20 protein-coding genes and 3 pseudogenes are annotated in these 24,677 nt (G+C 62.9%); 15 read left to right on the forward strand and 8 right to left on the reverse strand.

All coding sequences use genetic code 11. The features are described from left to right. Positions 1-353: 353 nt before the first annotated feature. Positions 354-657, forward strand: a pseudogene (locus tag QF031_RS10735) (DUF4193 domain-containing protein). Positions 658-1,085: 428 nt separating this feature from the next. Continuing rightward, positions 1,086-2,540, forward strand: a complete 1,455-nt coding sequence (locus QF031_RS10740) for a DUF2254 family protein (protein WP_307427655.1) — start codon at positions 1,086-1,088, stop codon at positions 2,538-2,540. A 297-nt stretch (positions 2,541-2,837) separates the two neighbouring features. Here the strand turns inward: QF031_RS10740 and QF031_RS10745 are convergent, their stop codons facing one another. Continuing rightward, entirely contained in the window at positions 2,838-3,299 is a 462-nt protein-coding gene (locus QF031_RS10745; protein WP_307427657.1) for a hypothetical protein, read from the reverse strand. After that, positions 3,296-5,785, reverse strand: coding sequence for a molybdopterin oxidoreductase family protein (locus QF031_RS10750; protein ID WP_307427659.1), 2,490 nt, complete (start codon positions 5,783-5,785; stop codon positions 3,296-3,298). The genes QF031_RS10745 and QF031_RS10750 overlap by 4 nt, the downstream gene beginning before the upstream one ends. Positions 5,786-6,120: 335 nt before the next feature. On the opposite strand from QF031_RS10750, the pseudogene QF031_RS10755 reads away from it, so the two are divergent. Further along, positions 6,121-6,941: pseudogene (locus QF031_RS10755) on the forward strand (glycoside hydrolase family 15 protein); the annotation flags it as partial. A gap of 45 nt (positions 6,942-6,986) precedes the next feature. On the opposite strand, the pseudogene QF031_RS21485 reads toward QF031_RS10755, so the two are convergent. Beyond that, positions 6,987-7,540: pseudogene (locus QF031_RS21485) on the reverse strand (LysR family substrate-binding domain-containing protein); the annotation flags it as partial. Positions 7,541-7,561: 21 nt separating this feature from the next. Here QF031_RS21485 and QF031_RS10770 point away from each other — a divergent pair. Continuing rightward, complete coding sequence (locus QF031_RS10770) at positions 7,562-7,714, forward strand: hypothetical protein (RefSeq protein ID WP_307427666.1); 153 nt, start codon at positions 7,562-7,564, stop codon at positions 7,712-7,714. A 704-nt stretch (positions 7,715-8,418) separates the two neighbouring features. On the opposite strand, the gene QF031_RS10775 is transcribed toward QF031_RS10770, so the two are convergent. Further along, positions 8,419-9,558, reverse strand: coding sequence for a sensor histidine kinase (locus QF031_RS10775; RefSeq protein ID WP_307427668.1), 1,140 nt, complete (start codon positions 9,556-9,558; stop codon positions 8,419-8,421). A gap of 100 nt (positions 9,559-9,658) precedes the next feature. On the opposite strand from QF031_RS10775, the gene QF031_RS10780 reads away from it, so the two are divergent. The 4 genes from QF031_RS10780 to QF031_RS10795 all read left to right on the forward strand — a co-directional run bounded on the left by QF031_RS10780 (position 9,659) and on the right by QF031_RS10795 (position 12,442). Continuing rightward, positions 9,659-10,339, forward strand: coding sequence for a response regulator (locus QF031_RS10780; RefSeq protein WP_307427671.1), 681 nt, complete (start codon positions 9,659-9,661; stop codon positions 10,337-10,339). A 139-nt stretch (positions 10,340-10,478) separates the two neighbouring features. After that, a complete protein-coding gene (locus QF031_RS10785; protein ID WP_307427673.1) occupies positions 10,479-11,012 on the forward strand; it encodes a hypothetical protein in 534 nt (177 codons plus the stop codon). Positions 11,013-11,042: 30 nt separating this feature from the next. Further along, positions 11,043-11,777, forward strand: a complete 735-nt coding sequence (locus QF031_RS10790; protein ID WP_307427675.1) for a CPBP family intramembrane glutamic endopeptidase — start codon at positions 11,043-11,045, stop codon at positions 11,775-11,777. A 38-nt stretch (positions 11,778-11,815) separates the two neighbouring features. After that, a complete protein-coding gene (locus tag QF031_RS10795) occupies positions 11,816-12,442 on the forward strand; it encodes a TIGR03086 family metal-binding protein (RefSeq protein WP_307427678.1) in 627 nt (208 codons plus the stop codon). 265 nt (positions 12,443-12,707) lie between these two features. Here the strand turns inward: QF031_RS10795 and QF031_RS10800 are convergent, their stop codons facing one another. Both QF031_RS10800 and QF031_RS10805 read right to left on the reverse strand, forming a co-directional pair. Next, a complete protein-coding gene (locus QF031_RS10800) occupies positions 12,708-13,775 on the reverse strand; it encodes a S1C family serine protease (protein WP_307427680.1) in 1,068 nt (355 codons plus the stop codon). 659 nt (positions 13,776-14,434) lie between these two features. Next, positions 14,435-14,905 (reverse strand): hypothetical protein, encoded by a 471-nt coding sequence (locus QF031_RS10805; RefSeq protein ID WP_307427682.1) that lies wholly within the window; start codon positions 14,903-14,905, stop codon positions 14,435-14,437. An 833-nt stretch (positions 14,906-15,738) separates the two neighbouring features. On the opposite strand from QF031_RS10805, the gene QF031_RS10810 reads away from it, so the two are divergent. Further along, complete coding sequence (locus QF031_RS10810; protein WP_307427684.1) at positions 15,739-17,847, forward strand: transglycosylase domain-containing protein; 2,109 nt, start codon at positions 15,739-15,741, stop codon at positions 17,845-17,847. Between the two features lie 38 nt (positions 17,848-17,885). Here QF031_RS10810 and QF031_RS10815 read toward each other — a convergent pair whose 3' ends face one another. Continuing rightward, positions 17,886-18,551: a DUF6789 family protein gene (locus QF031_RS10815; RefSeq protein WP_307427686.1), complete on the reverse strand. Its 666-nt coding sequence runs from the start codon at positions 18,549-18,551 to the stop codon at positions 17,886-17,888. 305 nt (positions 18,552-18,856) lie between these two features. On the opposite strand from QF031_RS10815, the gene QF031_RS10820 reads away from it, so the two are divergent. The 6 genes from QF031_RS10820 to QF031_RS10845 all read left to right on the forward strand — a co-directional run bounded on the left by QF031_RS10820 (position 18,857) and on the right by QF031_RS10845 (position 24,002). Further along, positions 18,857-20,209: an SDR family oxidoreductase gene (locus tag QF031_RS10820; RefSeq protein WP_307427690.1), complete on the forward strand. Its 1,353-nt coding sequence runs from the start codon at positions 18,857-18,859 to the stop codon at positions 20,207-20,209. Positions 20,210-20,302: 93 nt separating this feature from the next. Continuing rightward, the gene (locus tag QF031_RS10825; RefSeq protein WP_307427692.1) at positions 20,303-20,614 is read left to right on the forward strand and encodes a low affinity iron permease family protein; all 312 of its coding nucleotides are present in this window, start codon (positions 20,303-20,305) and stop codon (positions 20,612-20,614) included. 123 nt (positions 20,615-20,737) lie between these two features. Continuing rightward, positions 20,738-21,037 (forward strand): DUF4193 domain-containing protein, encoded by a 300-nt coding sequence (locus QF031_RS10830; RefSeq protein ID WP_307427693.1) that lies wholly within the window; start codon positions 20,738-20,740, stop codon positions 21,035-21,037. A 165-nt stretch (positions 21,038-21,202) separates the two neighbouring features. Beyond that, positions 21,203-21,862: a phosphatase PAP2 family protein gene (locus QF031_RS10835; protein ID WP_307427696.1), complete on the forward strand. Its 660-nt coding sequence runs from the start codon at positions 21,203-21,205 to the stop codon at positions 21,860-21,862. Between the two features lie 104 nt (positions 21,863-21,966). Next, positions 21,967-23,037 (forward strand): glucose 1-dehydrogenase, encoded by a 1,071-nt coding sequence (locus QF031_RS10840; protein ID WP_307427699.1) that lies wholly within the window; start codon positions 21,967-21,969, stop codon positions 23,035-23,037. Beyond that, the gene (locus QF031_RS10845) at positions 23,034-24,002 is read left to right on the forward strand and encodes an aldose 1-epimerase family protein (protein ID WP_307427701.1); all 969 of its coding nucleotides are present in this window, start codon (positions 23,034-23,036) and stop codon (positions 24,000-24,002) included. Before QF031_RS10840 ends, QF031_RS10845 begins: the two co-directional genes overlap by 4 nt. 121 nt (positions 24,003-24,123) lie before the next feature. On the opposite strand, the gene QF031_RS10850 is transcribed toward QF031_RS10845, so the two are convergent. Next, entirely contained in the window at positions 24,124-24,624 is a 501-nt protein-coding gene (locus tag QF031_RS10850) for a MarR family winged helix-turn-helix transcriptional regulator (protein ID WP_307427703.1), read from the reverse strand. Positions 24,625-24,677 lie beyond the last annotated feature (53 nt).

Here is a 24,677-nt window from a genome sequence, read left to right on the forward strand (position 1 = left end):
GTGAGCTCCTCAGCTCATGCAAAAGGTCGCCAAGGCAATCGCAACTTGCTAGGTTGACGGAACGTCGGCCATCAGCGGCCCGATGGAAGGGCGCTGGGGGAGTACAAATGGTCCGTGGAGTTAAATTACGGCGAGCTGGGCTTCCAGCGAATTCTCAGGCACCAACGACCATAATGTACCGAAGCTCCGGTCAACCGCTATTTGATCGGAGCTTCACCAGTGGCCGCCACGAGCAGGGGTCCCGCTTGGCGCCTTCTATTGGCCAGTTAGGCCCGGGAACAACCGCGCAAGCGCGCACGTTGCAGCCTCAGAAGAGGATAATCACCAGGCAACGAGGAAACGAGAAGCACAACGTGGCAGCCGACTATGACGAAGTCCGTCCCGACGTCAAGGAGTCCCAGGAGCGCTCTCTGGAGGACGTACAGTCTGTAAAAACCCCTGATGCGCGCAGCGTCGTCACCGAGCTGGACGAAGCCGACGCCCTGGACGAAGGGCTGACGCCTGGCGGGGAAATCATCGCCGACGAGCTCATCGTGCAAGTGATTCCCCAAGCCGCTGACGAGTTCACATGCTATTCCTGTTTTCTCGTCCGGCAACCGGTCCCAGCTGGCGCGCGAGAGCAACGGCCATTCATACTGCGTCGAGTGCGAAGGCTAAGGCAAAATCTTCCTTGCCTAAGGAGCCGAAATCGTAGTCTCGGAGCCCCTTTCGGCGCCAGCCTGACAAAATATCCACTATCGGCTCTTTAGAATCGACAGGGGAGTGTCTGCAAAAGGACTGTTTCAGCCAGCGCTGGGCGTCCTCACCACTGCCGAAGGCTTCCATTCCCCGTGGTCGTCCTCATCCTCTACCTCATCGGCGTCGCCGGACTCTTCGCCGTCGCCACCATGACCTAACCCCATAAAGCAGCCCGGACAGATCTATGTGCAGAGGTACAAATTCGGGACCTAAGAACTTTGGGAATGGACCTGACCGCCAAACTCCGTAGCGAGCATACTTGACAGTGACGCGGACGGGACAGCAAGCCGGAGGCAACTCACTGGGACGCCGCTTACCACTGTTATTGACCCTTTGAAGGAGTGGGCATGAGCGGATGGGACACCAGCAAGGGCAGGAATTCTGCAGTTAGTGATCCGCTGCGCAGTTCTGGCCGCATGCACGAGGCGGGCCGGGTCCGGCGTGGCGTCGACGAGTTCCTCAGGGTGCCTCTGCTGATTACGGCCGCTTTCTGCGTCGGGGGCGTGCTCGTGTCAGTCCTGGATATTGTGGGCGGGAATCAGACGCCGCTGCGAAGTGTTGCGGCGGCCATCGTGCCTGCCAAAGGGGCATCAGACTTCGTATCAGCAGTTGCGACAAGCCTCCTGACCGTCACGTCGATTACGTTTTCAGTGCTGCTGCTGGCCGTGCAACAGACCGCGAGTTCACTGACCTCCGTGGTCTTCGACCAGTTCCTGCGCCGACGTGCCAACCAAGCCTATTTCGGGTTCTTCGTGGGGGCCACCGCCTTCACCTTCCTTGTTCTCGGCCTGGCACGGGATGACCCGGCGCCCGTGTACGGGGCAGCCATCACATTGTTCCTGACCGTGGCGGCGCTGGTGGCCCTGCTTCTGCTCATTCACGGGACCATCGACCAAATGCGCCCGCAGTCGGTCGTGCGTTCCATCCATGAACTTGCGCTGCGGGCACGCGAGAACGAACTTGTCCTCCTGGGGCGGACGCGCAAGCGGAGGATAAGCGCCGAGGGCGCGCCTGAGCGGAAGGTGCGGGTACTGGATAGTGGTTACGTGGTCACAATCGACGTCGACAGGCTTGCCCAGATTGCCCGGGCCGCTGGTCCGCACACAGAGGTTCTGGTGGAAGGCCGGCTGGGTGAGTACTTGGTTTTCGATGAAGTAGTAGTCCGCTTGGTCGGCGTAAGCCCAGATGATTCCTCACACGATGACCGCGTCCTTGCAGCATTCGGAATCGACGACATCCGCGACGTCGATGCCGAGGCCGGTTACGCCATTGACCAACTGGAGAACATTGCTTGGGCAACCGGCACCAGCGCCTCCCAAAGCCCGAACACCGCCACCGCTGCAATCCGGTCACTGAGCGACCTACTGGGACGGTGGATGATCAGCGGAGAGCGGGACAGATCCAACCGCTCTCTAGAACAGGAAGAGTTGCCCGTAGTTTATTTGGACGGGGCTGTGCCGCTGGGCATGGCAGCGCTGAGCACCCTCATCATCGGCACCGTCGATTCCAGCCAGGTCCAGACCTGCGCTGAGCTGATCCGCTCTTTCGCGCGCCTGGTACCCAGACTCCACGAAACTGACAAGAAGGACTTCGAAGAGGTCCTCGACGGCGCCTTGCCCGCCGTAATCCAACATGCACACGTACCGGTGCTGCGCAACGCCCTTGCAGAGCTTGAGCACGTGATGTACCAGTGCGGATACAACATCGACCGCGTTGGCGAGGTCCGTCACCTTCTCGACGAATCCGCCCGCCGCCTGCTGCCCAAACCCTCCGACGAACCAGAGTCCGCTCATCCCCAGTAACGAAAAATTACCGGTGTCGGTCCGGTTCCCGAAGAGATGAGTTACTGGAGGGCCAAGCCTTCGAGACTTCGAGAGCATCCATGAGGGGGTGCAGGGCCCCCGTCACGGGAGCGCGTACCGTCTTGCCGAACAGATGGGTACGAAACCCGCGACCAACACTCCTCTCCCCGCCGCGCCTGGGAACCGGTCCGACGGCGTCTTCGAACCGTAACCCCGTGGCCGTAGCCCGACGGAAGGTCCATTATTGGCCTTGTGCATGGGACGACTACCGCGGTGGACGAAGGCGGAAACGAGGATTCATTCAGCGATGATGAGGGCCTGGGGGGCTGCTTGTTTCATTCGGGTTTGCAGCCATTTGAGTTGGGTGCCGGTTTGCCCGTCGCAGGCGGTAATGATGTCCAGGAGTTCCTTGTCCCTTAGTCCTTGCGCGGCTTGCTTGATCATGGTCCAAGTGGTGTCGACGAGGCTCGCGAGGAGGTAGAGGTCCTGGAGGTCTCTCAGCAGCCCAACGGGACCTGTTCGGGTGTCCTGGAGCCCGTCGGAATGCAGTCTTTCTGGTTCGTCGTCGGCATCGACCTCGCCGTACCGGTTGATGACGGGCTGAAGTGCCTTTTGGTGTTCGTCGCATTGTGCCGCCAGCGTCTGGCAGAGGAAGTGGACGTCGGGCTCGTGCCCGTGCCCTTCGGATACCTGTCGGAAGGATTCGGCGAGGGTGCCTTCGGACTTGTGCAGCAGGCCCAGGTAGACGGGAAGCTTCATGAGTGTTCCTCCTTGGTGGCCACCGCCGGGGGTTCGACTGGTGCGATTGTCTCCTTGGCCTGTGCTGCCGGCCCGCCCGCCGTGGGCAGCACCCGTTTGCCTCCCCGTCCTTGGGTCGCGGGGCGCGAGGCTGTGGTGGTTGGGGCAAGGGCTGGTCCCACACCGTCGGCGATCTTTGTGACGCGGACCGCTGCGTTCTTCAGGACGGGCTGTTTGGAGACGGGATCCCATTCAGTGATGGTCAGTTCGTTCGCGGCCCGGTGCCTGCTGTTTGGTGTTCCCCCCTCGTCCCAGTACCCGTAGTGGAACGGGGCGAAGATGCTGCCATCCCGGATCCCGCTGACCCGTACCGGGGCGGTGATATGTCCCCGGCGTGATTCGACCTGGACAAGGTCGCCTTCCACCAGCCCCGCGGACTGGGCGTCGTTAACGGACATCTCCACCCATGCGTCGGGCGCTGCCTGGTTCAGCTGGGGGGATCTGGCCGTCTTCGTGCGCGTGTGGAAGTGGTACACAGTGCGCCCGGTCGTATACCGGAAGGGGTAGTCCTCATCCGGGGTCTCGTGCGCCGGCTGGTAGGGGGCAGTTTTGAAGATGGCCCGCCCTGCCGGGTTCATTGCCTTGTAGGCTGCCGGGCCGACCGTGGCTCCGGTCAGCAGGTCATGGCCGTAGGTTTCGCAGTAGTCGGGGTCGGTGGCGAACACTCCGTCACGGTACATACGCACTGTGCCATCTGGATGGTCCTCGTTGCACGGCCAGGGGACGCCGCTGCCGCCGCGGAGTTTGTCGTAGGTGATGCCGGTGTAGTCACAGGGACGCCCGCGCGTACATTCCTTCCAAGCGGTGAACGCGTCCTCCGGCCCTTTCCAGTCCAGCAGGGGCGATCCGTCACGCTGCGTGAAGCCCATGCGCCGGGAGTAGTCCAGGAATGTATCCAGGTCGCTGCGGGCCTGTCCCGGAGGTTCCACCGCTTTCTCCGACAGGTGCACTGTGCGGTTCACGTTGGTGAACGTCCCGGTTTTCTCTCCCCACGCCGCCGCCGGCAGCACCACATCGGCGTATTGGGCGGTCTCGGTCAGGTAGAGGTCCTGCACGACCAGGAACAGGCTGTCAGCGTTGAGGATCTCCCGGATCCGTGGCAGCTGCGGCATCGACACGGCCGGGTTGGTTGCTGAGATCCACAGGAATTCAATCGATCCCTGCTCGACGTACCGGAAGATCTGCATGGCGTGGGTAGGTGGAGCCCAGTGCGGGATGATTGCGGCGTCGACGTTCCACAAATCGGCAAGTTCTTGGACGTGCTCGGGGTTTTCCCAGTTCCGGAACCCGGACAGGTCCCCATCGGCCCCGCATTCGCGGTTGTTCTGGGCTGTTGGCTGGCCGTTCATTTGCAGTATCCCGCAGCCCGGCTTGCCTAAAAGCCCCCTGAGCAGGTGCAGGTTGTTCACCGCGCAGGAGGATGCCGTGGCTTGGGACGATTGGTAGAAGCCCTGCAAGACCGTGGACAGCACCCGGTCCGAGGTCCCAAAGATTTCCGCCGCCCGGCGAACATCCTCCGCATCGACGCCGCAGGTTTGTGCCACCGCCTCGGGAGTCCACGGTTCAACCGTTCTCCGAAGCTCATCGACGTTCATTGTGTGCCGGTCGATGTAGTCCTGGTCGATCCAACCGCTGATGAACAGTTCCCGTACCAGCCCGTGCATCAAGGCCAGATTGGTGCCGGGCCGGACCGGCAAGTGGACTTCTGCGTTGCGGGCGACTTCGGTGTCGCGGGGGTCCACGCACACAACTCTGGGCTTGTCCGGGCCGGCAATCCGGTCCAGGACACGCATCCACAGGACGGTCTGGCTTTCGGCCATGTTATGCCCAAACAGGAACATGGCATCACATTCATCTATGTCGACATAACTGCCGGGCTGGCCGTCAGAGCCAAAGGATTCCTTCATGGCCGCCGCCGCGGTCGCGGTGCAAAGCCTCGTATTGCCGTCCATGTGAGGCGTGCCGATCCCCGCTTTGCCGACGATGGCCTGAGCGTAGTACTCCTCAAGGAACAACTGCCCGCTCGTGTAAAAACCGTGCGAGAGAGGGCCCTTTTCATCCAGCAGTCTCCTGCTGCGGGCGACGATGCGGTCCATCGCCGTATCCCAGTCCGACTCGACCAGCACCCCGTTTTCACGGACCAGGGGCTTGGTGATGCGGTCCTGGTTGCTCACCCCCTGCCAGCTCGCGAACAGGCCCTTCGGTCCAAGACGGCCATGGTTGACGGTGTCCACAGACCTGCCGCGGACCCCGACCATGGCCCCGTCCTTCACTGCGATATCGATGCCGCATCCGTTGCTGCACAGCACGCATGCCGACTGCACCCACCGCTCCACCTCAGCTTCGTTCACACCCTCGGCAAGGACCTGGTCCACCCGGACCGGCCACCGCTCATCCCGTGCATACGGAGTGCGGGTCCCCCAAATCTGAGCAATACGATCGACCATGGCCGTTCCTTCCATGCAGGGGCTTGTGGCCCGGTGGCGCGAGGAACCCTTCGAGGGCGAATTTGGCTGCCGTGTGTCCGACGGTGCTTCAACCGGGCTGCATGACAGACAGCATCACTCCCCGCCTGGGATTATGTGACGATACGCTAGCCCTGTTACTTGCGTTAAGGCAACAGTCCGCGGCATCGGTACTGTCGCAGCTGCCGCTCAGCCCTTCGTGCTTCCATGCGTGATGAACTGTTCCGGCCGCACCATTTATCTACTGGCCAACTTGCGGAAAGCTTGGCCGAAGGCGGCACGGCCAAATACCGCCGCAGGTTGTCTCAGCAATCCGGCTCTCCCTCACCCGCAACGCGTTGCTGCACTCCCCTGACGATTCCTGGGACATCCGGATCGCCCTGATAGACCACCTCGAGGGAGTCTGGCAACAGCCCGACAACGGGCACTGGGAGATGCGGCGACCCCGCCGCCATTTCACCCACTCCAAAGTCATGGCCTGGGTGGCGGTAGACAGGATGGCAAAAGGCCCCCGTGACTTCCACCTCCCGGGCCCAGCGGAACGCTGGGAAGACCTACTTGACAGCATCCACCGCGATTCATGCAACAGCGCTTCGATTCAGAATTGAATTCATTCGTCCAGTCCCATGGCAGCAAGGGATTGGACGCGAGCATGCTGTTGATCCCCCGCGTCCGGTTCCCGCCCCCCGTGCCACCCCACGCGCTGGGCACCGTCGACGGCATCCAGCGCAACCTGACTCAGGACGGGTTCGTGCTGCGGTACAAGCCAGAGCGCAGCAACGACGGATTGCCCGGCGGGGAGGGCGTCTTTCTGGCCTGCTCCTTCTGGCTCGTCGATGCCATCCTCGGGGCAGGCCGGAGCACCGAAGCAACCGAACTCGTCGAACGGCTCCTGGCGCTTCGCAACGACCTTGGCCTGCTCAGCGAGGAATGGGACGGCCAGGCGGCGTGGCAGCTCGGAAACACGCCGAAAGCCTTCAGCCACTTCGCCCTCATCAGCAGTGCCTTCGGGCTTCAACACGTTTCCCCGTGCGCCGAAGTGACCAAGCACGCCAGTTATCCAGCGTTCAGCGGGGCCAACTTTGGGGTTCCCATTGTCTGTCGGCAGGCTTGTCTGACTTTGGCGATGCGGGGGTGAGTCGGTCATGTCGTTGCTGTAGATCAGGCTGACGCGGGATACGGCGCTGGCGTCCTGGATGTCCAGGTACGCAAGGCCGGGGATGGCGAAGGCGCGGAGGGATTCCGGGACAACTGCGATGCCCAAGTGGGCGGCCACCAGTCCGAGGATGGTCGGGAACTGGACGGCTTGCTGCGAGAGGTCGAAGTCGACGTCGGCGGCATGAAGCAGCGCAGCGATGTGGTCGAAAAGCCGCGAGATCCGGTCGCGCGGGAAGGCAATGAACCTCTCCCCCTTCAGTTCGGCGAGCCCGACTGAGGTCCGGTGGGCCAGGGGTGGTCTGTCGGGACGGCCACGACGAGGCGTTCATTTTGCAGGAGCGTCGAACTGAGGCCCGCCACGTTTCGGACTTCCCTGGCGATTCCGGCATCGAGGGCTCCGGCGGCAATGAGTTGAATCTGGGCGTCGGTGGTTTCCTCCCGGAGTTCCAGGTCAATGCCAGGCCATTGCGAGAGGAGTTCCCGCACCACGGGCGGCAGAGCTGAAATGGCTGCCGATGACACGAACCCGAGACGGACGTCCGATTTCGCCCTCCCGGGAGCTCCTAATGAGACGCCCATCCCAAATTATGGACAAAAGGTATGTCCTCCGTCACGTACCTCGATGAGGCCAAGAAGTCACTGGCCCGGAAGGACTTTGAAAAGTTTCTGGCCGACAGCGCATACCCGGGCCTGCGCGAACACCTTGGGGCCCTCCAGGAGTGGGCACATCCTGGCTCCATTAGCGTGCGGTAATGCCTTGGAAAAAGAGACAGGACCCGCGTGGAGGTCGACGGGGCCATTGCTCGGATGGCTATGCGTCATAACGGGAGTCCGGGCATCCAGGGGTAAGGCACTCAAGTAACGCCAGTTTCCACTTCTCGGCTGACCCGGGGTCGGTTTCATCGTAGACGCGCTGCCAGGTCGGGTATGCCGTCTCACCGCAGAACGGACAGACGGCCGTGTAGCTTCGACGCTCTTCCGCTGAGTATTCCCGATCGTCTTCCATCCACTAATGCTAGAGCGCCGCGGCCGATGGCCCCGCCTCCCGCTCGCACCCGGGCTCGCTCCCGCAGTCGCGGCAGGCCTGCTGGACTCACGGCTCAACTCACCCCGACGAAGTCAAGGAAGCCGGGGCCCGCTAATTCCGTCCCTACAACACGTAGAACTGACCTAGCTAGCTAAAAATCAAATCTGGGTGACAAAGAACCACTCCGAGGTCGTCGGCAAACTCAACTGTTTCTTTGGGCCCCCATCCTGGCCTAATGGGCCAACAAGTTGAGCGGCGGTTTTGGCAGCTCACCGGCTAGAAGGCATACGCCGCCGGAAGTCTACAAGTCGCGAAGGATAGATAACGACTCAACCGGGCGCACCGCAGAGCGCGGCCCGTATTAGGCGGTTGTTACGCTCACCTATTGGCATTCGGCAGCCACTCCTACCGTAGCAGCGGGTCGGACGAATTATCGGGCCCCAGCCTTAATAGGGAGGGATAGCGAGACGTGGAAGCGGTCGTCGGTGAGGCTGGTTTCAGCGGTTCCGCCGGCCAGCTCGGCCCGCTCAACCATTCCTTTCAGACCGAAGCCACGTCCGGAATGTGATGATCTTCCGATGGTCACGGCGTTGCTGATCTTCAGGTCCACCCGGTCCTCTCCCCAGGTAAGGTCGGCGTCGACGTCTGCCCCTGACGCATGCTTCCGAACATTCGAGAGCGCTTCCTGCACCGTTCTGTAGAGCGCCACAGCCGCCTCATCGGACAACGGAACGGGCGCGCCGTGGACGGTGTAGCGCGTCTCCCCCGCCGAGGCGAGCTTGTGCTGCTCGATGAGGGAACGGATCATCTCCGGCCCCGGCGCCGTGTCCCCGCGGAGGGCTTGCACCGCTTGGCGGGCTTCTGTCAGGCCAGACTTGGAAAGACTGTGGGCACGCGTGACGGCTTTGAGCAGTCTTTCGTCGGCGCCGGTGCTTGACGCAAGCAGGCGTGCGCCTTCCAGATGCAGGACGAGTCCTGAGAGGGTGTGGGCCAGGACGTCGTGGACTTCCCGAGCCATCCGGCCGCGTTCAGCGGCAACGGAAGCAGCACGCTCGGCCTCCCGGCTGGCCTCGAGTTCGTGGAGCAGCCCGGCGATCTGGAGTCGCTGCTCCTTTTCCCTTCGCAGCAGCGTGCCGACCAGGAAGAAGAACGCGGCTCCGGCGTCGGTGGCGAGGATCAGCGTCAGAGCCGAGTGTCCCGTGCTCAGCTGCAGGACATTGAACGCCAGTGCCGCGAGCAGGGTCACCGCGGCCAGGGCCGGGCGCGGCGGGCGCAGGGGTGCGAACGCCGCGAGCAGGAACAGGGCCAGGACTTCGCCGGTGGGATCGGCAAGGCGCATGCCCAGCACCCCCAGGCCCATGAGCACCGTCAACTGCAGGAAGACCGCCGGGGGCAGGCGTTCCTTGATCAGGAAGGGCACGGCCGCGCCGGCGAAAACCAGGGCCGAGATCAGGTTCAGCAAACCGTCCCCCACGTCGGCGAACCCGGGGCCGCCGAAGGCGGAGGTAATGACCACGAGGGCAACCATGGCCAGGCCTAGTGGAGTAAGCCATTGGCGGGTTGGATTCATGGTGGAATACTTCCACAAGCCGGAGCCGTTTGGCGCCACCGAGTAAACGCAGGCTCAGCGCCTTCCCCGGAATTGCCGCTGAACCGAACGGGGGAACATCATGGACGCACCCGAGGTCAGGGTACTGATCGCTGATGACCAGAAGATCGTCCGGGACGGCTTGTCGATGATCATGGGCCTGCTGGAGGGCATCACCGTCATCGGGACCGCTGTTGACGGGGCCGACGCCGTCCGCCAGGCCAGGGCATTGCAGCCGGACGTCATCGTCATGGATCTCAACATGCCGGTGATGAACGGCGCGGAAGCCACGGAAGTCCTCAGCAGGGAAATGCCGGCGGTCAAGGTGCTCGTGCTGACCACCTACGCCGATGACCAATGGGTGTTCGCAGCTCTCCGGGCCGGGGCGCGCGGGTTCCTGACCAAGGACGCCGGCGCAGAAGAGATCCGGCATGCACTGCTCAGCGTCGCCGCCGGTGAAGCCCAGCTCGATCCCACCGTCCAGCGCCGGCTCCTCGAGGCGCTGCGGCGCGGGGACCACACAGCCCTCGCTCCCGAGCCTGCCGACGTCCGTTCAGACGGCGGTAACGCCCTGACCGCCAGGGAAACCGAGGTCCTGGTCCTGATAGCGGAAGGCCTGTCCAACAAGGAGATCGCCGACCGGTTGTTCGTTTCGGATTCCACGATCAAAACCCACATCAACCATCTGCTGGCCAAGACCGGCATGCGCGACCGGGCCCAGCTCGTCGCCTACGCGTACCGCCACCGCCTGGTCACCGGCTGACCGTCTCCACCCCAGGGTGGAGAAACCGCAAACGCGAATCCACCCACGCGCCGAATCGGCCGCCGCCTCCGCTGCGTAGCTTTGAAGAAAGCACCCCGACGGGCTCCCCACCAGCCCTCAGAACGCACCGGAGAACCACATGACCACCACCCAATGGCTGCTTAACGCCGGCCTCCTGATCTTCATCCTCGCAACGAACCTGGGCACCCGCCCGGTCACCCGCCGCCGACTGATCCTGCCGATCATCCTGGCTGCCGTCGCGGGGATCCTGCTGCTCTCCAACATCCCCACCGGGGGCAACGACCTCGCCCTGGACTACATCGGCGCCGGCGCCGGGATCGCCCTCGGCATCCTCGCGGCCCTCCTGATGCGGGTCGAACGCAACCCCGCCGGCCAGGCCACCAGCACCGCTGGCGCCCCCTACGCCCTGCTGTGGCTTCTGGTCATCGGCGGCCGGGTCACCTTCGCCGAATCAGCCAACGGCTGGGCAGCAGCCGGGATCCGGGACTTCTCCATCAGCAACGCCATCACCGGCGCCGATGCCTGGACAGCGGCCTTCATCATCATGGCCCTGACCATGGTGGCCGCCCGCGTCATCACCACCTACATCCGCTACCGCGCCCTGCCCGCCCGCGTTGACGCCGGCACACCCCAACCCGTCCGCGGCCACTGACCCGTCCGCGCCACGACCCAAGGAAAAACCATGATTGAAACCCAGACCGCTGCCCCGGCGCGCCCACTGAAAGCCGCCCTCACCCTCACCGGGATCACCGCCGGACTCACCATCGCCGCGGCCCTGGTCATCCAATGGCTGGCCCCCGGCATGGAACCCATGCAGCAACGGTTCATCGCCGTCCTCGCCCTGGCCGCCTTCGCCGTCATCACCGTCGCCGTGACCCGCCGGGACCTCCTGACCTCCGGCCGGCTCCACCCGGTCCTGCTCATCCTCCCGCTGCTGGTCAGCCTCGCACCGTTTGCCGGCGGCATCAAAGACATCAGCCCGCAGGCCGGCACCACGGTCGTCATCGGCTACCTCGCCACCGGAGTCTACGAAGAGCTCTGGTTCCGGGGGCTGGTCCTGAACAGCCTCGCCCAATGGACCCCCGTGAAGGCGGCACTGGTGTCCTCGACCCTATTCGGCCTCACCCACTTGTCGAACATCGCCTTCGGCGCGAACCCAGCGATCACCGCCGCCCAGGTCATCGGCGCCACCTGTTTCGGGATCGGCCTGGCAGCCCTGAGGCTCCGCGGAGTATCACTCTGGCCGCTCATCATCATCCACGCCCTGACAGACATTGCGCTCCAGGTCGGAGACGTGACCAGTACCTGGCGTTGGATCCTCATGATTGGCGGTGACATCATCCTGCTCGCCTACGGGCTTCGGATCCTCCGCAAAGCGAGCCCCACCGGCGAAGACCACCTCTGGCCAATGGTCTAACCCACCCACTGACAACCACACAAGAAAAGGGAGCGGACATGGAAGCACTGCAGGGCCGAATCGAGAAAGCCCACACAGCCACGGAAATCATCTTCAAGGGAATTCGCCACGACCAATGGGCCCTGCCCACCCCTTGCACGGACTGGGACGTCCGCACGCTGGCCAACCACATGGTCGGCGGCTACAGACTGTTCCACGCCGCCATTACCGGGACCGGAGACGGGATGGACTTCGAAGCCGACTGGCTCGGAACTGACCCGGTCACCGAATACACCAACGCCGCCACCGACGTCCTCACAGCCTGGCGCGCTCCGGATGTCCTGGAACGGACCCTGACGATCTCTGTCGGCCCGGTCCCGGGACAGATCGCCGCCCTGATCCACCTGACCGAAGTCATCGTTCACGGCATCGACCTTGCCGTCGCCACCTCCCAGGAACAGCTGATCGACGACGGATCGGCAGAAGACCTGCTGACCACCATGCACCAGATGGGCATCATGGGACAGTTCCGTGTCCAAGGCATCTTCCAGCCAGAACTGCCCGCCCCGTCCGACGCCCCGGCACACCGGCGACTCATGGCCTTCCTCGGCCGGGACGCCAACTGGCAGCCAGCGGCCCGGGCCTGGGCTTACAGGCCGGCAGTCCAGATATTGAAGCGCCGGTAATTGGCGTGGACGTCTTCGGTGCCCGCCCAGCCGCAATTGTCCAGATGGGGGTGAATGCCGGGGAGGGAAGTTGGATCCGGCACCCGACAGTACCTGCTCACGGCCGACGGGCCGTGGATAGCGCCGCAATGCTTGACGAAAGACCCTTTATCTGCCTTTTCCGTCGCGCCTCTATGTTGCACGATCGGTCAGCTGGCGGGGATCATTTCGGCTTCGAAATGGTGCGCCTGCGTAAGGCCGGGTGCCCGTTGCGGCAAGGCCAGCATTAGGGGGTTGTGGACAGGTTTCCGAGGGTGACATGCAGGTTCTGCGGTGTTGAGCCGCGCTGCACCACGATGTCGACCTGCTGTCCGGGGTCCTGTTTCCTGAGTGCCACAAGCAGGTCTGTAACGTTTCCTATCTGGGTTTGGGCGAATTTGGTGATGATGTCACCTGCTTCCATGCCGGCATTGTCAGCTGGGCTGCCTTGGGAAACGTTGACGATCAATGCTCCGGCCGTGACGGGTAGAGAGAACCGTTGAGCTAGTTGCGGTGTGATATCGGTGGGGACGACACCGAGTGCTGCGTGTTTGACCGCTCCGCTGGCCAGGAGTTGGTCGGCAACGTTGGTAACCGTCGAAGATGGGGTGACGAACCCGATTGCAACCGCTCCGGAGCTGGGTGGCAGGTAGGCCTCGGACAGTCCGATGACCTGTCCGGTGGAGTCTGCTACTGCGCCGCCGGAGTTACCGGGAGAGATGGGGGCATCGGTTTGCAGCAGGTCGATGGCGCCGTGAGGTGATTCCTGGGAAGGGGGCATGTTGCGGTGCATGCTGGATACGATTCCTGCGGTGACTGTTTCTTCCAAACCCAAGGGGCTTCCGATGACGACGGTCATCGAGCCCACTTCCGGATCGGAAGAAGCGAATTTTGCGGCGGGAAGGCCCTTGCGGTCGACCTTAATGACGCCAACGTCCGTGACGTCGTCCACGCCCAGAACGGTTCCCTGGGACTGTGAGCCGTCGGCGAACTGGACCTGAACGTTCTTGAAGGGCTGTTTTTGCTCGTTCTCAATGACGTGGGCGTCGGTGACTATGGATCCGTCCGTGTGGTATATGACTCCGCTGCCGAGCCCAATATCTGTCCGGATCGTCACGACTGACGGCTCGACTTCCTTGACCACGCCCGGAACCGCGGGCAGTCCCCCACCTGCGGCCTGGCTAGCCGCTGGAACGGAAACCGCCGGTGATGCTGCGGAGGCGCTGGATCCTGGCGCGGAATTCCCGGTGCAGCCAGCCAGAGCGAGTGCTGCTGCCGTCGCTGCAGCTGCCGGGTAAATCCTGAAGTATTTCATGGGGTTACTCCTTCTTGAGAGCCTCCAAGGAAGCGGGCCCCTTGCGCCTCTGAAACTGTTCCGCCCCGCACCGAGCTGCCTGGTGCGAGGCGTTACCTCGGCCGCCTGGCTTTTGCCGGGGCAGCCGGGAACAACTATCGCACGGTGGTTTTATTTAACCGCACTAATTGCGCAAGCGCAACGGTAATGACGGTTATTGATGTGGGTTTGGGAATGAAGTTCCCGCGGCCTGCCTCATCGACGTTGTAGAGACGGCTTTCCCCGGCTAGGGCTGATGGAACCGCGGCCAGAGCTGACCCGCCGGAGATCCCAGAGAAGCTGATGGTGATGTTCAGTACCGGATGACCCGCAGTTCTTTTTCGTCTCTGCTCATCATCTCGCCGCCTGAGGTCCGTCGTGTCAGTCCACGGGCGTGGAGGCCAGTGAAGCACTTGGGCTTGGGCGGCCGCTTCTGTGTGGGGCAGGCACGAACAGCAGCCCCTGCCTGACAGCTGGCTGAAGCACTGACCCCAGGATGAAGACTCGGCCACTCGTAAGGCCGTGGAAGTTCTGCTTTTCTGAGGTTCACATCTTGGTGACGGGTTGTTCGCGATGCCGGAATCCGCGGCGCCGCCGCGTCGATGAGTCGCGTGCGCGTGGTCTGGTACTGGTCTTTGGGGTCAGCTGGATGGGCTTGGAGATGGAATGTATGGCCGGTACTGGTCAAAGGTTCCGTTCTGGATGGGCACGTTGATTGAGGCCTGTTGCCCTTTCACTGTTACCTGTAGATCGGTGCGGGCACCGGGCGGCTCCTGGGTGCTGTTGAAGATCACAAGTGACTGGTCAAACTCGATGTGTCCCAGAGCGGGGATCTTGACTGGAAGTTGTTCGTCGGAGTCGGCCAGAACCATGTGTATGTCGGTAGCAGTGGTGTTGAAGATCGTTCCCAGGACGCGCCCGGGTTCGTTTTGGCCGGACGTCAGGATCAGGACGCTCCGCAATTGCAGTCCCGAGAAATTCAGGTCCGCGCCGAGGGCAACGGGGTCGTGGTCTCCTTCAGAGTGGTTGTAGCAGCCAGTTAGGAGAACCGATGATATCGCCAGGGCTGGGATCAGGCGAAAGTACTTTGCGGTGCTGTCCGTGGGTTTCATGGGAGGTCCTTATTGCGGTGCTGTGAACTGGTTGGTTGATCAAACCTGAAGCCGCAGGCGCAGCTGTAAGTGATGACGCCGTCGACGCTGCTGGTGCGGCTTTCGGCAACGGACCCCAGGCGTAAGATCGTCATGGGCCCACCGCAGTGGGTGTGTGTTGTGAGCATTCGCAGAAGCTGTGGATCGGGTGACAGTGCTTTGACGTCTTCCGGCCGGTGTTGTTTCATCACTGGCCACGGCCTGTTTTGACCTCGGTGCCGGTGGTGAATTTGGTATTCATACTGGCCTCTCTCCATGAGTTGTCCGTGGTGGGTGCCGCCCCTCTTCGCCCCTAGAGGCCTGGCCTGTCAAGGAGCGGATCAAGTAATTACCCAGGCGAGGGCAATCACCGATCACTACCCGGCGCTTGGGTCTAATGGATGGATCGGCCTAGCAACTGCCGCTATTCCCTGTACAGTGACCGGCCTGAGTGGCCGTTGCCTTCCCGAGGTTTCTGCCCCGTGCGTACTGCCCGCCATGCCGACTGGCAGCAGCTTTACTGACTCGTCCAGGCCGTTCCGTTCCGCTGAGAGGCCTTCACCCAAGTCTGGCGCATCGGTTGCGCAAAAGCAATGAATTGCTCGTTTTCCGGCCACCCGTTGGCAGGATTGTTGTACTCCTGTAACCCCTCACGGCCCCGGGGCGGGAATGGGGGCGATAAGGTTGTTTGCTTATTGCTAACTATTCGAGTCGCCGTCCGTAACAGCGGCCGCGTTTCGGCCGCCTTCTTGGCATGCCCCTGCAGGGCTTGATGGGTGACCCTTGGTGCGCGGCACGAACAAAGGAAGTTCTGCATGCTGATCAAAGACATCCTGTTGAGGAAAGCGGGGGCCTTCATCGCAGCCGGCGTTATCGGCGGCTTCCTGGTCGCCGGACTTCTGGCCCCGGCCGCGGCGTTGGGATCGACGGCAGCCGGGGCATCCATCAGGTTCTTGGATCAACTCCCCTCTAACCTGAACCTGGAGCCACCGGCCAGGAAATCGCGGGTCCTGGCGAAAGACGAGTCGGTCATCGCCACTTTCTACGCCCAGAACCGGGTCCCGGTGGACCTGGAACAGATGTCGCCCTTCATCCGCGACGGGATCGTGGCGATCGAGGACGCACGCTTCTACGACCACGGCGGGATCGATCCCACCGGTATCCTCCGCGCGCTCTACGTGAACGCCCAGGGCGGCCGGCAGGGCGCATCGACGATCACCCAGCAGTACATCAAGAACGTCCTCATCCTGTCAGCGGAAAACGGCGGCAGCAGCGCAGAGGAGGCCATGACCACCGCCGCCCGAAGCATCGGCGACAAGCTGCGGGAAATGAAGCTTGCCGTTGGGTTGGAGGAAAAATACTCCAAAGACCAGATCCTGCAGGGTTACCTGAACCTCGTCTATTTCGGCAACGGGGCCTACGGCATCCAGGCGGCAGCGAAAACATACTTCGGTGTGGCCGCTAGCGCCCTGAGCCTTCCCCAGGCCGCAGCACTGGCAGGAGTAGTGAACAGGCCGGCCTACTACGATCCCCTCACCCAGCCAGACCATGTGGTGGCCCGCCGGAATGAAGTCCTGGACAAAATGCTCCAGCAGGGATACATCTCCCCCATGCTGCACGACAAAGCCGCCGAATCCCCCTTGGCCCTGGATGTCCAACACAGCCCGCAGGGCTGCGCCGCTGCCACCGCACCATATTTCTGCGACTACATCCAGCGGCTGATCCTCAACGATCCCGCCTTTGGAGCGGACGAGGCCGCCCGGCACAAGCTCCTCTACCAAGGCGGGCTGACCATCCGCACGACCTTGGACCCGGGCCTGCAAAAGACCGCCCAGGAGCAGGTGAATGCCTCACTGCCTGCAACAGACCCCCTGCAACGCGGTGCCGCCCTTGTCAGCGTTGAGCCCGGCACCGGCAAAATCCTGACCATGGCCCAAAACACCATCTACGACCCGACCACAGGACCCGGACACTACACAGGCAATCTCACCCTTCCCGAGAAGGACAGCAACGGCAATCCCCTTCACGGAGCAGGCGGCTTCCAGATCGGCTCCACCATGAAACCGTTCGTTTTCGCCGAGTGGCTTAACTCCGGCCGGTCAATGGCCACTGAACTGGACGGCTCTATCCGCACCTACAAAGCCGACTACCCCTGGAAAAACTCCTGCGGCACGACTACCGGCTCCTACGACCCCGCGCTGGGTCAAACCCCATTGCCAAACGATGATCCCTACCACTACTACCGGATGAGCGTCCTGAAGGGCCTCTACCACTCCATCAACACCATCACTTTCCAGTCAGCGACGCAGCTGGACTTCTGCAAAATCCAAAAAATGGCCACGGCCGCCGGAGTCAAGAACGGCCATACCAACAAGCCCTACGACCTCTCCAGCATCGCAAGCCTGATCGGCACGCAGGACATTGCCCCACTGGACATGGCTACCGCATACGCGACCTTCGCAGCAGGCGGTATCCACTGCAACCCGATCGCCGTTGAATCCGTCACGGGCCCCAATGATCACAACTATCCGGTGACTTCGGCCGGTTGCGAGCAAACCATCGCCCCGGACGTGGCTGCCGGCGTCACTTACGCCCTCAAGCCCGTGCTGACCAAGGGCTCGGGCTACAACATCCCAGTGAACAAGGAGCAGGATATTTTCGCTAAAACCGGCACCACCGACGGACACACCCAGACGTGGACGGTAGGAGCCACAACGGGCATCGCCACCGCTTCATGGTTCGGAAGCTATAAAGGATTTGGTCCCCAATGGGCGAATGAGCACATTACCATCAACGGTACGTACTACGCGGGACTGGATGGAGCCAACATCGCCGGCACCCAGTGGGCCCACCTCATGAACGCCGCAGAACCGAAATATCCAGGAGTGCACTTTCCTGCCCCACCGCCCTCGATGCTCCGGTAGGGGTAACGCATATCAATTCCAGCCACCGCCGAAGAGAGCTAGTCAACCCCTTCGGTGACCTCAGGATAGGGAACGGCCTGGTCCGTGAGGGCCTGGATCCCTCCAGGAAGGTATCGCACGTGGACACCATGGTCCTGCGTTGCGGCCGATTGCTCTAATACCGGCAGAACGGCAGCTATGAATACAGGGTCCTTATCTGCCAGATACCGAACGTAGGAATCAGGCAGACTTTGCGACATAGAACGCTTTCCGACCGCTTCCTCCAAGGGGTTGCCTTCCCCCTCTGGTCCACCACCGTCTGGGATAGCCGGTGTCAGCCTGTCGAGGGCCTTGCCCAGGACGGCGCCGTAGAGCAAGTGAGCGACCAGCACCGTCACGGCCCGTCCCGGCTTGTCGCGGTGTGCAGGGGGCAGTATTCCCATGGCAGGCAGCCATCCCTCATATCCTGCAGCCCATACAACAGCACCATAAGCCAGACCCGTGCCGACGGTTGGCCGCTTCCAGCGTGCGAGGGCGAAGAGACTTCCACCGGCGATCCCGTAGCCAAAATGGGCGACGATGGCAGCGGTGTTCCTTAGCGGCAGCGGAAGCCGGGGAAAGAACTTATCGATGATTTTCCGGGGAGGCTCGTAGTCCATCACCCCGGTGACGTCAGCGGCCACGAGCAGAACACTCATGGCACCGGTAGCGGCCAAGCCCGCCACGCCTCCATCGGCAAACGTAATGAGGGTGTGCTTACGGCGTTCCGCATCCGTCTCTTCATGGAAGCGGAATACGTGTGTAATCGCAAGCGCTTAGCGGGGTAAATTGTAAACGGCCCCTTCACTCAGAAAGGGTCAATCGCGCAGCTGGCGGAACTTCCTGACGAGAGAAGTTACTGCTATAGGGCCACCGCGGAAGAGCAAAACCCATAGCCGGAATGAGGAAACAAGGTTCAAGACCATTGCGCATCTACAACTATTGCACTATCCTCATATTGCTTCCGCTGAGGGCCAAAGGAGAGATCCAGATGGAAACAGCACGCAGGGTAGTGGTGGTCACCGGCGCCAGTGCGGGGATAGGCCGGGCTTCCGCTATCGCTTTTGGAAGGCAGGGTGACGCCGTTGCCCTGCTGGCCCGGGGTGAGGCAGGGCTTGCCGGGGCGGCCGCCGAGGTTGAAGCGGCCGGTGGGAAGGCCTTGCCGGTGCCGGTTGATGTCGCTGACCCCCACGTTCTCGACGCCGCCGCTGAGCGGGTCGAGCGGGAGCTTGGTCCCATCGATGTCTGGGTGAATGTGGCCTTTACGTCGGTCTTTTCCCGCTTCGAGGAGATTAGGCCCGAGGAGTTCAAACGTGTCACGGAAGTCAGCTACCTGGGCTACGTCTACGGGACAATGACTGCTCTGAAGTGCATGCGCCCACGGAACCGGGGAACGATAGTTCAGGTCGGGTCAGCCCTCGCCTACCGGGGGATTCCACTTCAAAGCGCATACTGCGGAGCGAAGCACGCCATCCAGGGCTTCAACGAAGCACTTCGAACCGAACTGCTGCACGAACACAGCGGTATCAGGAACACGATGGTTCAGATGCCGGCCGTGAACACTCCCCAATTCTCCTGGGTCCTCTCCCGGCTCCCCCACCAGGCGCAGCCGGTACCGCCGATCTATCAACCCGAAGTCGCGGCCCGAGGCGTGGTCTACGCAGCGGCACACCCCGGACGCCGCGAGTACTGGGTAGGCGCCAGCACCGCCGCGACCCTCATCGTGAACGCGATCATGCCCGGCCTTTTAGACCGGTACCTCTCCAAGACTGGTTTCACGTCCCAGCAGACCTCCAAGCCCCGCAGTCCAGACCAGCCGGCAAACCTTTGGAAGGCCGCCGATTGCACCCACGACTTCGGCACCCACGGGATCTTTGACAGCGAGGCTTCGGCGCAGCTACCAGCTCGTTGCCTCCCAACATCACGGCCCCATCGCGGCCGCGCTCGGGGCAGCCCTTTCGACGGCCGTGCTGGCCACTGTCTTTCTCGCCAGGAAGGACCATGGATGAGCCTCCTGGAAGTATTCCGGGCCGCTTACGGCACCGCCGAGCTCCTCAGCCCCGGGGCTGTCGAGGGCTTTCTGATCGGTCAGGCCCCTGATTCACATGCCCGCACCTTTATCCGGGTTCTGGGGGCACGACATGTGCTGCAGGCCACTGTGAGCAACCGCGGCGGGACTGTTCTGCACCGCCTGGGCGGTGGAGTTGACGCGCTGCACGCCCTGACCATGCTTGCGCTGGCAGGTTTGGACCGGCGACGGCGACACGCCGCCGTCGCCAGCGCAGCCATCGCCCTGGCCTTCGCGGCAGGGGAAGTTCGATGCGGCAGCCTCAGCGCCAGGTAGGGCCTAAATGCCGTCACGCACCCCGGGGGCTGAAGTGCCCGGCAAACGAAGGATGAGCATTCAGACCACAGTGAGCAGCCATCAGGAGAGGACATGAGGGCCAATAAGACCAGCGGTGACAAAACTGGCTTCTTCACGAAGTTCACTTCCAGGACAGCGAAGATTCTGGGGCACGCCAGGGTGTTCGCCGCGGCAGTCGCCGCTCTCGTCCTCTGGGCATGTACGGGACCGCTTCTGGGTTTCTCCAACAGCTGGCAGCGCGTCATCAACACCGGCACGACGATCGTCACATTCGCGATGGTGTTCATCATCCAAAGCACCCAAAACCGGGACTCCCCAGCGTTGCACCTCAAGCTCGACGCCCTGATGCAAGAGCTTCACGTCACCCCACTCCACGCTCTATGAGGCTGAAGACGAGGGCGAAGAGGAATGCGAGCACCAGCGCAAGTCCCTGGAGGCACCCTCCGGAGAGCTGCCCGCCAGAGAGAAGAAGAGCTGCCCGCCAGAGAGAAGAAATGAGAACGTGCTGTGGCAAGCGATTACGACGAAGTCCGACCCGAGGTTAAGGAATCGCAGGAAAGTTCACTGGAGGCGCTGCGCACGGAGAATACTCCGGATCCCCGCAGCGTCGTTAGGGAACTCGACGAAGCCGATACGGTCGACGGCGTCGACCTGCCTGGCGACTTCATCGCCGAAGAACTCGTCGTGGAAGTCGTCCCCCAGAAGGAGGATGAATTCACCTGCTGGTCCTGTTTCCTGGTCCGCCACCGCTCCCAAATGGCCAGGGAAAAAGACGGCCACGCCTACTGCATCGAATGTGAGGGATGAGCAGTGCCGGGCCGGGCGAGGTCCGTATCGACGCCGCAGCCACACCCGAACAAATGCCGGGACGACAGCTGGCCCACGACAAACAGGCGAAAGGGACATGTCCGGTTGGGCGACGGGTACGTGGTGTCCCCCGGCCATTTCCTGGTCCTTTGTGCACTGTCCCTCATGCTGGCCCTGGCCGGTACGGCTACGTTCGTACTGACTCTCGGCCAAGTGCTCGATGGGCAAGGGATCGCCACCGCCGACGGGCCAGTAACAGCATGGTTCGTGGATCACCGAAACGGCTTCACCACCGCCGTCCTGACAGCCTTCGCGTTCGTTTTCGGCCCAGTCGCGCTTCCGGTGATTACACTGCTCGCCACCACCGCCTGGGCTCTGCTGACCCGATGTCTGTGGCGCCCGTTACTGCTCGCCGGAGCAATGGTCACAGGAGTAATCGTCACAGAGGCGACCGCCCACGCCGTAGGCCGCCCCCGGCCGCCCTCGACCCTGATGATGCTTGGTGCCGACCCCACTTCATCGTTCCCTTCCGGCCATGTCGTCGGTGCAGCGAACTTTTTGCTGGTCGGGGCATATCTGGTCTTTTCCCGATCCACGGCAATTTCCCCGCCGGCTGCATTCAGTGCTGCTGCCACAGGTGTCATATTGGAGGCGACAAGCCGCATCTACCTGGGCTACCACTGGTTTACCGACACCCTGGCTTCCGCCTCGATCTCCATGGTCATCCTCGCCTTCGTCATCACGCTGGACGTCACCCGCGGCAAGCAGACCCCGAGGGAACCAAAAAGAGAGCCCTCGGCCCTGAACGGCTGCCTTCAAAGGTGACCAGCGGCGACAGGAATGGTCTTGACGGTCCTGAGGGTGCCGTTGCGCTAACGCAAATATCGTTGGAAACTGGCGATACGTAGCCCTGCGTTTAAGGAGAGGCAATGCAAGCGTTGACAGTTACCCCCGGGAAAAAGGACTCACTGAGCCTTCGCGGGATTCCTGAGCCGTCGGCCAGCCAGGGGCCGGTGCTGGTTGAGGCGCTGGCGGTGGGCCTGTGCGGCACCGATATCGAGATCATCGCGGCAGAGTACGGCGAGGCTCCGCCCGGCCAGGACTACCTGGTTCTGGGCCATGAAAACCTGGGCCGTGTCCGGGAGGCTCCGGACGGTTCCGGTCTGGCCGAGGGTGACCTGGTGGTCGGCATCGTCCGCCGCCCGGATCCCGAACCGTGCAAAGCGTGCGCCGCCGGGGAATGGGACATGTGCCTGAACGGCAAGTACACCGAGCACGGCATCAAAGGCCTGGACGGGTTCGCCCGGGAGCAGTGGCGCGCAGACCCGCAGGCGATGGTGAAACTGGATCCAGGACTGGAAGACGTGGGAGTGCTCCTGGAGCCCACCACCATCGTGGCCAAAGCGTGGGAACAGATCAGCCGGATCGGGCAGCGGGCGTTCTTCGACCCCCATATCGCCGTCGTGACCGGGGCCGGGCCTGTGGGCATGCTCGCGGCCCTTCTGGGTACGCAGCAGGGCTTGGAGGTGCACGTCTTCGACGTCGTCAAGGACGGGCCGAAGCCGGAGCTGGTCCACGACCTTGGGGCCAGCTACCACAGCGAGTCCCTGCCCGATTCCGGTCTCAAACCGGACGTCCTGGTCGAGTGCACAGGGGTGACGTCCGTGGTGCTGGAGGCATTGCGCTGCCGCGCCCAGGACGCCATCACCTGCCTCACCGGCGTCTCCGGCACTGGAAAGCAAACGGGAGTGGATGTGGGCGCCCTCAACCGCGAGGAAGTGCTCATGAACGGGGTGGTGTTCGGCAGCGTCAACGCCAACCGCCGCCACTACGACGCCGGCGCCAAGGCTCTGGCCGCCACCGACAAGGACTGGTTGCGCCGGCTCATCAGCCGCCGGGTACCCCTTGAAGACTTCGCCGAAGCCTTCGACCACCGCCCCCATGATGTCAAAGTTGTCCTGGACCTGCAGGCCGCCGACGACGGAACGCGGCAGTCATGAGTTCGGGGCAGGAACCGCCACTGGAGGCCAACAACGGTTACGGAGTCCCGTCAGGCTGCCAATACGGGATCCGGCATGGCCGGCAGTCTGTACACCTGACAGAAGTTGGCGGGGCGTTACGGGACTACCTGCTGGACGGCCGCCCCCTGCTGGACGGCTACGGGCCTGAGGAAATGTGCACCGGCGCGCGGGGACATTCGCTGATCCCGTGGCCGAACCGGGTCAAAGGCGGACGCTACGAGTGGGGTGGCCAGCAGTTGCAGCTCGACCTAAGTGAGCCGGACAAGGGCGCGGCAATCCATGGTCTGACCCGGTGGCGGAACTGGAACGTCCCTGTGGTGGAGCATGAGAACAACAAAATCTCCTTCACTTACACCCTGCATGCCTGCCAGGGCTGGCCATGGGTACTTGACTGCCGCCTGGACTACACGCTCGACGACGGCGGCCTGAGCGTGCGGACCACGGTCACCAACCGCAGCCCGGAGCCGTGCCCCTTCGGGACAGGTGCGCACCCCTACCTCAGCCTGGGGCTGCGGGGCCAGGTCATCGACCCGGGTTTGGTCCAGGTGCCCGGACGCACCTTCCTGCCCGTGGATGACCGTGGCATCCCCACCGGCCACGAACCGGTGGACGGCACAGAGTACGACCTGCGGGAACTTCGACAGCTTGGCAGCCGGCGCATCGATGTGGCCTACACGGACCTCATTCGTGACGCGGACGGGCGGGCGCGGGTGAAACTGGTCCGGGCCAACGGCTCGGCAGGAGTGGAGTTGTGGGTGGACGAGACATACCCCTACCTGGAGATCTTCACCGGCGATACGCTCCCCCAGCCGGACCGCCGTCGGACCGGACTGGGCGTGGAGCCCATGACCTGCGCCCCTGACGCCTTCAATTCGGGCGACGGCCTAATCACCCTCGAGCCTGGGCAATCCCACTCCGGACAATGGGGCATCACGCCGCTCTGAACGACTCCCTGCGCCAATCCGATCCAGAAGAATATCCGCCTCGGCCATCGCCAACTATTGCGAATACGCAAGCATTGGAGTTCAATGGAGGCATGGCTTGCCGCACCAGGATCCGGTCACGTCACGTGCCGGTTCCCAACGTAAAGCGACCGTCGGAGGTACCTTGGCCGCCGGCGGCGGCTGCGAAGGCCTCGAGGGCGGCGGCCAGTGCCGGACGGCGGCCGGCAGGCATCCTGGAAATCACCTCGGCGATGGCCTGCCGCCGGTGCCCCAGCACAGTATCGACCAGCTCCTTGCCCTCCTTGGTCAACTCCAGCCGGATGTACCGGCGGTCAGCGGGATCCTCACGCCGCTGCACCAGGCCAGCTGCTACCAGCCGGTCGCAGATGCGGGTGGCATTCGAGGCGTGCACGCCAAGCTCTGCGGCCACACCGCCGAGATTCTGGGGTCCGTGGGTATGGATAAGGACCAGCACCCGCAGCTGCGGGGTATTTACGATGTCCTCAACCTCAGCAACAGAGCGGGCCACCACACGCATCAGAGTGTCGGCGGCGCCCATCACGGCTTCGACTTCACGGCTTAGGGGCTCAGGGACCGGCACAGATCCGGCAGATGCATCCATGAGCACCAGTTTCCTCCAATAGTTGCTACCCCGCAAAGTTTGCCCGCTTCCCT

The organism is Pseudarthrobacter defluvii, from assembly GCF_030816725.1.
Lineage (GTDB): Bacteria > Actinomycetota > Actinomycetes > Actinomycetales > Micrococcaceae > Arthrobacter > Arthrobacter defluvii_A.